Source organism: Lacihabitans sp. CCS-44, from assembly GCF_024343735.1.
Classification (GTDB): Bacteria; Bacteroidota; Bacteroidia; order Cytophagales; family Spirosomataceae; genus Leadbetterella.
The window spans coordinates 431,439-442,052 of the sequence record NZ_RJUE01000061.1 but is presented as its reverse complement, the minus strand read 5'-3'; the positions used below and the strand labels follow the sequence as shown (position 1 = coordinate 442,052).

Here is a 10,614-nt window from a genome sequence, read left to right as displayed (position 1 = left end):
TGAGGAAGAAACAGTTAGGGATTTCCCACTTCGTGGCAAGGCTTGTTTTCTAAAAATCAAGCGACGTAAATGGCTCAATCATGATAGTGGAAAAATAGTCTATAGAAACTGGAATTTAGTAGCCTCAGGAACGCGAATGACATCGGAATTTGCGGCTTTTTTAAAAGGAGCTCTTGGATAATACGCCAATTAGCTGCAAAGTTATAGGTGAATTGTTTCAATTAGACGGCAAACGCTTGCAAGAACAATATGCAGCCCACCTGAGTGGATATACATCTTGGAAACAGCTTGAACATGCCCAACAATGGATACTTTATCCCGAAAATATTGGCGAAAATCTATCTCTGGATGAGACCTGTCTTTCAAATGGTGATTTATATACCATATTGACCAACAAGGCTGCAAAAGGCAAAAAAGGAGCTTTAATTGCGATGGTCAAAGGTACTGTCAGTGATACAGTCATTGAGGTTCTACACAAAATTCCAGAGTCAAAGAGGAAAAAGGTGAAGGAAATAACATTGGACCTTGCTCCAACCATGGAGCGAATTGCTAAACGTAGCTTTCCTAAGGCTAAGCTGGTTTCAGATAGGTTTCATGTCCAAAAGCTAGCCAGTGATGCAGTACAAGAAATCAGAATCAAACATCGTTGGGCGGCAATAGATCAAGAAAATAAAGAAATAGAATATGCTAAAGAACTGAAGAAGAGGTACGTTCCAGAAGTTTTAGAAAACGGTGATACCTTAAAACAACTATTAATCAGAAGTAGATTTCTTTTGCATCAAAGAGAAAGTAAATGGTCTGCTTCTCAAGTACATAGGTCTGAGGTTTTATTTAGACTATATCCTGACTTAAAGCAGGCATACGACCTCAGCATGGAACTATCCAATATTTTCCACCAGTCAAAGAATAGATTAGTAGCTTTTAAAAAACTGGCCTTATGGTATAATTCAGTAGAAAAGTTTGAGGTGAAAACCTTCAATACCATCGCTAGAACTATTCAGAACAATTATGAATATATCCTAAATTATTTCGACAATAGAAGTACAAATGCTTCAGCAGAGTCTTTTAACGCAAAAGTAAAAGCACTAAGAAGCCAATTCAGAGGAGTAAGAGACATAAGTTTTTTCCTATTTAGATTACAGAAAATATATGCTTAACCTCCCCCCAACTTTTTGGATTGATCCTAAATTATCCCTAAATATCTTTTTTGATATATAATTCTAACAAGATCGTTTCTTCAATATCTCTTTTAAAAAGTTATTTGCACAAGGCTAATTCCTTAGTTGAAATTCAATACGCACAAACCAGAAAGTCGAGAAAACAAAAAAAAGACCCCTAAATTGCTTTAGGAGCCTTCTGTACCCGGAGCCGGAGTCGAACCGGCACGAGTGTAACCTCATTGGTGTTTGAGACCAACGCGTCTACCAATTCCGCCATCCGGGCGTGTCTTCGTGTTGGGAGTGCAAAAGTAGAGTATGATTCTTAAGAGTACAAGTTTTTCGCAAATATTTTTCAAAAAAAATGTGAAAAATATTTCAAAGAATGCTTCTCAAATCGCTTTATTCATACCTTAGAGACTCAATTGGGTCTAATTTGGAGGCTTTGTAAGCAGGGTAATATCCTGATAATAAACCTACAACTATACAAACTACGAGGCCGAGCGTTATCCAGTTCCATGGAACAACAAAGCTGCCGCCTCCAGTCATAAAATATGAAACAATGTTGCCAGCGGCAATGCCTAAAAACACACCAGCTAGCCCACCTATGATACATATCACAATGGCTTCTATCAAAAACTGAAGACGAATCTTCTTGGGAGAAGCCCCAAGAGCTTTTCTGATGCCTATCTCACGGGTTCTTTCAGTTACCGACACCATCATGATGTTCATGAGGGCTATAGAGGCTCCCAGGAGTGTTATGATAGAAATTCCAAATCCTCCAATTCGTAAATATCCTGTAACTTCGTTTAAGTCGTTCAAAAGAGCATCTGAACGTTCTATTTTGAAAGAGTCTTCATCATATACTTTGTCACCTCTCACAATTCTCATTACTGAGGTGGCTTCTGCCAAAGTATAATCTAAATCTATGGCATCAGGTACAGAGGTGGTTATTTCATAAGAAAATTTGCCGTTTTGATCAAAGTTCCTTGCAACTTCCAAGGGAATGATGGTTACTCTGTCGTCATCACCGCCAGTAATACTTCCTTTTTTTTCCAATACACCTCCAATATTAAATTTTTCACCCATTAAAGTTATGTTTTTTCCAATTGGGCTCGTTTCTGGAAAAAACTTCTGAGCTACTTCAAATCCTATCAAAACCATTTTGTTTGAATAGAATCTATCGTTTTCGGTAATGTTTCTTCCTGATTGTATTTTATAACCCTTTAGATTAAGGTAATTTTCATCAGCACCGATAACAAGAATATTCGGATTGGATTTTTCGGTCTCATACTTCACGGTTTCGCCTTGAGAAGCCACTGTATAAATACTTACGACAGCTCTGGTTTTTTTTGAGAAGTTCTCTTTGTAGTCGAGAGCTTGTCTGAAATAAATCGGCTTAGGTTGTTTTTTAACTATACCTCTTCTTCGTCTCCCATTATTTTGTTCGACTTTTATGTCAAATGTATTTACTCCTAAACCCTCAAAGCTCTTGTTTACAGAGCCTTGCATGCCTTCTATGGCAGTCAATATTCCTACTAAAGACATTATGCCAAATGTAATTATGGCTGCCGTCAAAACAGTTCTCAACAAATTAGACTTTATTGACCTCAGTCCTTCAGATATATTCTCTCTTAAATTCATTTTCTTTTGGTAAAACTTTTGGAATTATTTTTGAATAAAACCTTATTTGAAACATACTAAAACAATAATTGTAAGGTATTTTTGTTTTTAATGCAAATTACCATATTCGTAAATAATTAAGCAAGCCAATGAAGAAAGCCATTTTGCCGTTTATCATTTTTTTGACTTTCAGCAGTCGGATTTTTGCAAATCAGGTCTTTATTCCTATGGATGATTCTCAGAAAAATCATTTAAAAGCCTATGGTTTGGCGTTTTGGGTATTAAAAAACTATGAAACGGAAATAGATTGGCTGTTGAACTATAGAGGAGGTAGTTTCATGTTTCCTGTTAGTCAAACATTTATCAATGAATGTGTGGTGAGAGGGATCAGTTATGATGTGATTTCTGAAGCAGATGCAGCTAATATAATACGATTGGTAAAAAATCCCGATGTGAACATGGATGCTGTAAAGCTGCAAAAAGCACCAAAAATTGCTGTTTATACCCCCAAAAGTGCTCAGCCTTGGGATGACGCAGTCACTTTGGCCTTAACTTATGCCGAGATAAGTTTTGATAAAGTATATGACGATGAAGTAATGAGTGGCAAACTGCCTGAGTACGATTGGTTGCATCTTCATCATGAAGATTTTACTGGACAATATGGTAAGTTTATCAGAATGAAAAGTGCGTCTTGGTATCAAGAACAAAAGCGTGAGGTTGAAAGTATTGCTCAGAAATTTGGATTTTCAAAGGCTTCAGAATTGAAAGGAGCCGTTGCAAAAAAAGTAAGCGAGTTTGTTTTAGGTGGGGGATATATGTTTGCCATGTGCAATGCCACCGATACTTATGAAGTTGCACTTGCGGCTCAGGGTATTGATATTGTAGAATCGGTATATGACGGCGATGGTTCTGATCCTCAAGCAAATTCAAAACTTAATTTTGATAGAACTTTTGCTTTTAAGAATTTTAGTTTAGAGTCAGATCCTTATGAAGTGGAGTTTTCTGATATCGACAATCAGCCGACAGAGCGAGGAGTAAATGAGTCGAATGATTATTTTACTTTGTTTGAGTTTTCTGCAAAGTATGACCCTGTACCGACCATGTTAACGCAGAATCACCAGAATCTTATAAAAGGTTTTATGGGTCAAACTACTGCATTTAAGAAGCAATTTGTAAAATCAGAGGTTTTGGTTTTGGCCGAAAATAGGCTTTCTAACGAAGCAAGATATATACACGGAACCGCTGGAAAAGGTTTTTGGACATATTATGGAGGTCATGATCCTGAGGACTATCAACACATGGTCAATGAAGAACCAACAGATTTGAATTTGCATCCAAATTCTGCTGGTTATCGTCTAATATTAAATAATGTGTTGTTTCCTGCCGCTAAGAAAAAGAAATTGAAAACATAGTTTTTCAATTTCTAGAGTTTTGTCTTGGGCAAATAATTGACCCAAGGTTATTTATTTGTGGTCAGAATGCCCCAGTTTTTTATCGGGAGCTATGAAATCTCTGATTAATTGTTTGATAACTTTGGGTTCGGCAAATCCCCCAAAGGTTTTTCTGTCATAAACAGCCTTATCGCCAATCCAAATTATAAAACTACCCGATGAAGGGCTAGGCTTCAAGCTCATCAGCTCTATTTCTTCTTCAAAAGTAACCAAAAGCTCTTGAGCAATCCATGCAGCACGCATCATCCAGTTACATTTTGGGCAGTATTCGATAGTAATTTGATATTTCATTTTAGTATTTCCAGGTAAGAAATTAGATTTTTTAATTCTGATTCGTTTAAAGCAAACTTAGGCATCAAAGACTCATTTTTTTGTTCAATTTTTGAGACATCCTTCAGTTTTAAAATTGTGACATTTGATGTACCCGGATATTTTACCATTAAATCAATTTCGGTTTTTGATGTGATTATTGCTTGCAAAACGTCGCCATTTTTCATGATGATTTCTTGTGTTTCATAACCAAATCCAATTCCTTCGCTTGGATTGACAATGGCATTGAGAAGTCCTTGTTTGCTTAATTTATTTCCGATTTGAGACAAAGACGGCCCAAAATCAATTCCTGAGTCCTTGGCTAAATGGCAAGAAGCACAATAGGCCGCAAATACTTCTTTTCCAGCTGTTTGGTCTCCTTTTCCATTCAATACCTTATCAATGTTGATGGTTTCACCACCAACAGTTGCTATTATTTTATTGACTTCGTTTCTGATATCTCCATGCCAGGTTCGCTTTAGAATGTTCAAGGCCATGTCCACATATTCTCCAGGGATTTTCTTTGCTTTAAATTGCTCCCAAAGAATAGCTTCTGACTCCCAACCGCCCATTTCATTAAGAGCCAAAGTTCTTATTTCGTCAGAATACTTTTTATTGGTATATATTTTAACGAGTTCGTTGGCTATCAAGGTATTGTCAACATTTCCATACTTGTCTATGGCTTTCTTTACATTTTTCGGATTATTCAGTTCTAACAAAAGGCCTTTTGAACCATGCATTTTTACACTTGTATTGCCAGCTTCTGAAGAAACTTGGCGATCAGCAGAATTCAAAGTTAAATTGTGTAATCTGGTAAATTGTGATTTTACATTGAATTTTGATACCAAATCGAGAAAGTCTAAATCATTTTTTATACCGGCCAAAAGCTTTGGAAATTCAACCTTAAAATTGGCATTGTTTTGAATACTATTTTGATCTAGCAGTTTAAAAATGGTCACTTTTTCCGCATCATTTTTGACTGTCTTTATGAGTTTGAAAAGGACGTCGTTTTTGTTTATTCCTTTCTGAAAGTCGAAAGCTCTGTAATATTTCCATTTATTTACTTCAGAAGTTTCATTTTGTATAATCGCCGCCAAATAATCCATGGTTTTGGTCCCTCGGCTTCTCCAAACAAGCTCTTTTACGTGCGGTTTGCTCAACCACTCATTTCCTTCTTTAGCTTGAAGCAATTCCAAGGATTTGTCCCAATCTTCGTTGGCCGCAATTCCAAGAGCCTCTAAGTACCAGCGGTCATTTCCTTTATATTCAGAAGCTAATTTTACCCAAATATCCGAGTAATTTTTATGTCTTAAAGCCACCGCTACTTCTCTTTTAACTTGTAAAGAGGCATCGCCAGCCATTTCTTTTAAGAACTCATAAGGATTTTTGAAATACTTTCTAGCCATTCTGACAGCCAAGACTCTCAAGTCTTCATTCTGACTTTCGGCAGCGTGGTTAATCCAAAGGCTATTTTGGTCAGCCAAAAGCCAATAAGCTCTTGCAGCCATAGCCGGATTTGCACCATTCACCAGTTCTTTAAGTGAATTTTCAGCCTTAGATCCCATATTTTTCAATGACTGATAAGCTAAATACTTAACAGATTGATTTGGATTTTGAAGAGCTTGAGTGGCTCCAGCAGCGTTGGCATAATCATACACAGGTACTTTGTAATTGACTCCTTTTGGTGCTATTCGATATATTCTGCCTCTCAGTGAATCTCCCATTGCATGACCTCCAACACCTGGGTCGTACCAATCTGACACGAATATGGAACCATCTGGAGCCACTGTGATGTCTGAAGGTCGAAACCATTTATCTCTTTTTGAACCATCCAAAATATCCAAGACCGATGCCGAGAAACCCGCTCCATTTTTAACTGTTGGATAGGCTCTCACAATATTTGGCCCAGCATCACAATGTATTATTTGGTTTCGATATTTGGCAGGTAGGAGAGAACCTTCATAAAAAATAATTCCGGTTGGTGATCCAGCATAAGTCTGCAACAAATTAGGTACTACTCCAGGATCATTCAAATGCCAGTGCTTGCGATAAACAGAATCTTCAATATTGGTTCTACGCACTCTCCAGTCGGCACCTGTCATTTCGTCTTTGAAGCCGTAGTTACCATAATCCATCACATAGTTTATACGCGTACTCCTATTTCCATCGTCATCGTTATCTGATTGCCACATTTTTCCATAGCTGTCTAAGGCAAGCTCATAATTGTTTCTAAAATTCCAAGCCAATGGCTCCAAATCTGTTCCGTCTTCGTTTGCTCTAAAGACCATGCCTTCTCGGTATGGTTTTCCATCACCAGTGATCACTTTGTTTTTATCATCCAAATACGATTTGCCATTTTTAGAAATTAAAGTATTTCCTGAATTTCCAAAATTGAAGTAAAGCTTACCATCAGGTCCAAAAACAAACGCATGCATACCATGGTCGTGTTGTAGTCCACCAATTCCAGAAAAAAGAATTTCCTTTTTATCAGGTATATCGTCACCGTTTTCATCTGTAAAAACAAAAACATTGGGACTGCAGGAAACATAGACTTTATTTCCCAAAACCGCTATTCCTAGGGCTGCATTGATGTCTTCACCTTGGTAAAATACTTTAGATTTGTCGGCTTTGCCATCCATATCAGTGTCTTCCATAATCAAAATCCTGTCGCCTTTGGGGTTATATGGATTTCTAGGATTGAGGGCATTTCTGTAGTTATAAGCTTCACAAATCCAAACTCTACCTTTGGCGTCAATGTCCATGTTTGTGGGATTCGTCATCATGGGTTCAGATGCAAAAAGACTAATTTCTAATTCAGAGTCTTTTAAATCTATGCCGTCTAGGGCGTGTTCAACAGTCCTTTTTTGAGATTCTGTGAGTTTGGCATATTCTTCGGCAGTAAGAGGTTCTCTTTGGTCAGAAAGAAAAGAACATAGCGAAATAGCCAATAAAATTGATAGTTTTTTCATCTAGAGTTGAATATTAAATAGATAAGTAAATCTACAAAATCTAAAATTTAGAATTTGTAAAAGTTTTTTCCTGATAAATATAATTGTTTCGGATTTATTCTTTTTACAAAAAGTAGTCTTTTAAGATTATATTCATCATAATTTGGAGAATTTATATCAAATATCAAACTTCAACAATGTGATGAAGTTTTTTATTTCCATCCTTGGGCTACTATTTTTGTTTTTTCACCAGAATTTAGAACCAACCAATTTTCTTTCTCTTTTGTCACAAATCCGATTGGCGTAATTTCAGGAATCGATTTTATCTTTTCAAAGTCAGCTTGCTTGAAAGTCATTAACAGTTCATAATCTTCTCCACCGCTTATGATACTGGCTATGGGATTCAAATTAAATTCTGTGCAGGTTTCCAAGGTGATGTTTTCGATTGGAATGTTTTCAAAAAATACGGTAAATCCAACTTCAGAATGTTTTGAAAGGTGAAGGATTTCTGAAGCTAAACCATCTGAGATATCGATCATGGAGGTAGGAACCACACCGATTTCGTTTAAATCATGCACAATATCTGTTCTACCTTCGGGTTTCAGTTGCCTACCAACAATATAAGTTTTATCATCTATTTTTGGTTGCATTTGAGGATTTCCAAGAAATTCTTGCTTTTCACGCTCCAATACTTGTAAACCCATATAAGCAGCTCCTAAATCACCCGTCACGCATACAATATCGTTTTCGCCAGCACCTGACCGATAAACAATTTTATCTTTGTCTACCTCTCCAACTGCAGTAACAGAAATAACTAATCCTGAGCGACTTGAGGCAGTATCTCCACCCACAAGATCTATATGATATGCCTCACAGGCAGCATTTACACCCTCATAAAACTCATCTATGGCCTCTAAATCAAAACGATTGCTGATGGCAATAGATACCGTTATTTGTTTTGGAGTGCCATTCATGGCTGCAATATCCGAAACATTTATTGCAACAGCCTTATAACCAAGATGTTTAAGTGGTGTGTAGGTTAAATCAAAATGAACTCCTTCAAGCAATAAATCAGTACTGATAAGTGTAAAGGTTTTGCCGTTATCTATTACAGCGGCATCATCACCAATCCCCATAGAGGTGTTGGAATTGAAAATAACCGCTTTGCTTTTTATTCTATCTATAAGTCCAAATTCTCCCAGACTTTCTATTGTTTCTTTTTCCATTCAACAAAATTAAGCTTTTAGAAGCTATATACAAAAAAAAGGTGTCCCTTTCGAAACACCTTCAATGACTATATTTAGCTGAAATTAATTACTTGTTATTAATGTATACGTATTGGTGGTATTTCCAGTTTTTGGATATGGGGTGGTACCTGTAAGTACCAAGTTTATGCCGTCATCAGATAGTGAGGTAATTGTAAAATCTAAATTTCCACCAGTTCCGGTTGGCTGTGGTGTAAGTCCTTTGATAGACAATGTGGTGGCTGTTACTGAATACGTACCTGTGTATGTTCCGCCATCAATTTCTCTAATAGTAACACTTGGAGGTGTAGAAAGGTCTAGTTTATAAGTACTATACCCGGGCTTAGTGTTAGTTGTACCGCCAGTTTTATATACCTCAGTACCATTTTCTTTTACAGAACTTGCCGTCCAAATTTTCGCAATCCTTTCAGAAACAGGGGCAACTTTAGTTTTGCAAGAAGAAACAGCAAAAACGCCAAAAGCGATTATAGTTGAAAATAGTAACCTTTTGTTCATTTTAAAATTGTTTTCTTTATAAAACGTAAATATATCTTGATTCGTTGTATAAGGCAAAAAAAATGCCACATTTTTCTTGAAGAAACTACGCTAAAAGGACAATTGTATTACTTTTGAAATTAAATTTTCAGCTTTTGGAATTAAAAGAAATAAAAAAAAGGGCTTTGTCGCTCAGAAACGGTACTGACAAACCAGAAATTTGGGTGGCGTACAATGGGTTTGTGTATGATGTTTCAAATTCGAGACTTTGGAAAAATGGTAAGCATTATGAACATTGGGCAGGTCAAGATTTGACTGCTGAACTTAAAGATGCACCGCACACAGAAACCGTTTTTGAAAAAATGAAAATCATTGGAAAATTAATTGACTGATATGAAACTGGTAGATGTTTTGATATTTTTTGGAAGTATTGGCTTTTTGGTCATTTGGGTAGATCAGTTTATCTACAAAGACGTGCCTTTTTCGGATACTTATTTTTTGTTGATGCTTGGCATAGGAGGTATTTTATTTGCACTTTATAGAAGAGGCATGCAAAAATTAAAAGACAATCAAGGGAAGAAAAAGTAAGGAATCAATTATCCAGCGATAATTATTTCTGAATTTGGACGAATTTGCAACAACTAGTGAAGTAAGAATAGAAATGGCTGCAAAGATAAATGCTAGCAAGTTTGTGTAAAGAAGTTGGTTTCCAAAAAAGAAAATAACCAAAAAAATATTTAGACTCGTCACGTAATTAATTACTCTTCGAGTATTTTTTTGCCCAATTTTTCTGCAAATATTTTCTGAATTTTGGTCTTCTTCTGATTCAAAATAAGAGAATGAAAATGCGTTTTGAATTACTATTCCAAAAAACATTAGTGCCAAAATCCAAGAGCTAAAACTTATACTTGAATTTAATACAAAAGGAACTCCTCCAACCGCTGAAGTGTAGATAATTGGCATGAAAAGTTCTTTCAAAAATGGATACTTTGGCGAAATAAAGTACACATAAAAACCTACTACGACCAAAAGTATTATTCCATAAACATTGAGTATAAAGGGTTGAAATAGAGCTATTATCGCGGTTATTGCCACCGATGAAATCAATAGAATTTGAAGTATAAATTGATGGTCAAAATGAAATTTATGCCTATCTGTTATTATCTCTGACGTTGAGATGTTGTCGCGTAGTCTGTCTAAAATATAAATTGCCCAGCAGGTCAGACCAAGCTGGGCAAGGGATAAAAAGTCATTAAAAGGCTGATTGTTTGGGAGCTTATAGAAAGCTACAAAACAAACAATCGTAGCCGCAACCACATTTAAGCTGGAATACGAAATATATTGAAAGAACGTTTTTACTTTATTTTGAATCATTTTTTTTCTAAAA

General features: G+C 36.2%; 10 protein-coding genes, 1 tRNA gene and 1 pseudogene. 5 read left to right on the top strand and 7 right to left on the bottom strand.

Annotated elements, in window-relative coordinates; genetic code table 11:
- Both EGI26_RS18305 and EGI26_RS18300 read left to right on the top strand, forming a co-directional pair.
- A pseudogene (locus tag EGI26_RS18305) lies at positions 1-181 on the top strand (transposase); the annotation flags it as partial.
- A 55-nt stretch (positions 182-236) separates the two neighbouring features.
- Complete coding sequence (locus EGI26_RS18300; protein ID WP_255077348.1) at positions 237-1,157, top strand: transposase; 921 nt, start codon at positions 237-239, stop codon at positions 1,155-1,157.
- Between the two features lie 202 nt (positions 1,158-1,359).
- Here the strand turns inward: EGI26_RS18300 and EGI26_RS18295 are convergent.
- A tRNA-Leu gene (locus EGI26_RS18295) sits at positions 1,360-1,443 on the bottom strand.
- A gap of 116 nt (positions 1,444-1,559) precedes the next feature.
- Positions 1,560-2,801 (bottom strand): ABC transporter permease, encoded by a 1,242-nt coding sequence (locus tag EGI26_RS18290; protein WP_255080515.1) that lies wholly within the window; start codon positions 2,799-2,801, stop codon positions 1,560-1,562.
- Positions 2,802-2,929: 128 nt separating this feature from the next.
- On the opposite strand from EGI26_RS18290, the gene EGI26_RS18285 reads away from it, so the two are divergent.
- Positions 2,930-4,192, top strand: coding sequence for an asparagine synthetase B (locus tag EGI26_RS18285; protein WP_255080514.1), 1,263 nt, complete (start codon positions 2,930-2,932; stop codon positions 4,190-4,192).
- Between the two features lie 51 nt (positions 4,193-4,243).
- Here the strand turns inward: EGI26_RS18285 and EGI26_RS18280 are convergent, their stop codons facing one another.
- From EGI26_RS18280 to EGI26_RS18265, 4 genes are all read right to left on the bottom strand, one after another.
- Positions 4,244-4,522 (bottom strand): SelT/SelW/SelH family protein, encoded by a 279-nt coding sequence (locus EGI26_RS18280; RefSeq protein ID WP_255080513.1) that lies wholly within the window; start codon positions 4,520-4,522, stop codon positions 4,244-4,246.
- Positions 4,519-7,509 carry a PVC-type heme-binding CxxCH protein gene (locus EGI26_RS18275; RefSeq protein WP_255080512.1) on the bottom strand — a complete coding sequence of 997 codons (2,991 nt, stop codon included), beginning with the start codon at positions 7,507-7,509 and terminating at the stop codon, positions 4,519-4,521. Before EGI26_RS18275 ends, EGI26_RS18280 begins: the two co-directional genes overlap by 4 nt.
- A gap of 191 nt (positions 7,510-7,700) precedes the next feature.
- Complete coding sequence (gene thiL, locus EGI26_RS18270) at positions 7,701-8,714, bottom strand: thiamine-phosphate kinase (protein WP_255080511.1); 1,014 nt, start codon at positions 8,712-8,714, stop codon at positions 7,701-7,703.
- An 84-nt stretch (positions 8,715-8,798) separates the two neighbouring features.
- A complete protein-coding gene (locus tag EGI26_RS18265; protein ID WP_255080510.1) occupies positions 8,799-9,248 on the bottom strand; it encodes a hypothetical protein in 450 nt (149 codons plus the stop codon).
- Between the two features lie 113 nt (positions 9,249-9,361).
- Between EGI26_RS18265 and EGI26_RS18260 the strand changes: the two genes are divergently transcribed.
- Together EGI26_RS18260 and EGI26_RS18255 are read left to right on the top strand one after the other, a co-directional pair.
- Positions 9,362-9,619, top strand: a complete 258-nt coding sequence (locus tag EGI26_RS18260) for a cytochrome b5 domain-containing protein (RefSeq protein WP_255080509.1) — start codon at positions 9,362-9,364, stop codon at positions 9,617-9,619.
- Between the two features lies 1 nt (position 9,620).
- Positions 9,621-9,815 (top strand): hypothetical protein, encoded by a 195-nt coding sequence (locus EGI26_RS18255; protein ID WP_255080508.1) that lies wholly within the window; start codon positions 9,621-9,623, stop codon positions 9,813-9,815.
- Here EGI26_RS18255 and EGI26_RS18250 read toward each other — a convergent pair.
- Positions 9,786-10,601: a hypothetical protein gene (locus EGI26_RS18250; protein WP_255080507.1), complete on the bottom strand. Its 816-nt coding sequence runs from the start codon at positions 10,599-10,601 to the stop codon at positions 9,786-9,788. The two genes, EGI26_RS18255 and EGI26_RS18250, sit on opposite strands and share 30 nt — an antisense overlap.
- Positions 10,602-10,614 lie beyond the last annotated feature (13 nt).

What these genes read in the sequence shown, in the direction of transcription:
- EGI26_RS18275 (WP_255080512.1), bottom strand. Translation starts at nt 7,509, where the DNA reads ATGAAAAAACTATCAATTTTATTGGCTATTTCGCTATGTTCTTTTCTT.
- EGI26_RS18250 (WP_255080507.1), bottom strand. Translation starts at nt 10,601, where the DNA reads ATGATTCAAAATAAAGTAAAAACGTTCTTTCAATATATTTCGTATTCC.
- EGI26_RS18255 (WP_255080508.1), top strand. Translation starts at nt 9,621, where the DNA reads ATGAAACTGGTAGATGTTTTGATATTTTTTGGAAGTATTGGCTTTTTG.
- EGI26_RS18265 (WP_255080510.1), bottom strand. Translation starts at nt 9,248, where the DNA reads ATGAACAAAAGGTTACTATTTTCAACTATAATCGCTTTTGGCGTTTTT.
- EGI26_RS18290 (WP_255080515.1), bottom strand. Translation starts at nt 2,801, where the DNA reads ATGAATTTAAGAGAGAATATATCTGAAGGACTGAGGTCAATAAAGTCT.
- thiL (WP_255080511.1), bottom strand. Translation starts at nt 8,714, where the DNA reads ATGGAAAAAGAAACAATAGAAAGTCTGGGAGAATTTGGACTTATAGAT.
- EGI26_RS18280 (WP_255080513.1), bottom strand. Translation starts at nt 4,522, where the DNA reads ATGAAATATCAAATTACTATCGAATACTGCCCAAAATGTAACTGGATG.
- EGI26_RS18285 (WP_255080514.1), top strand. Translation starts at nt 2,930, where the DNA reads ATGAAGAAAGCCATTTTGCCGTTTATCATTTTTTTGACTTTCAGCAGT.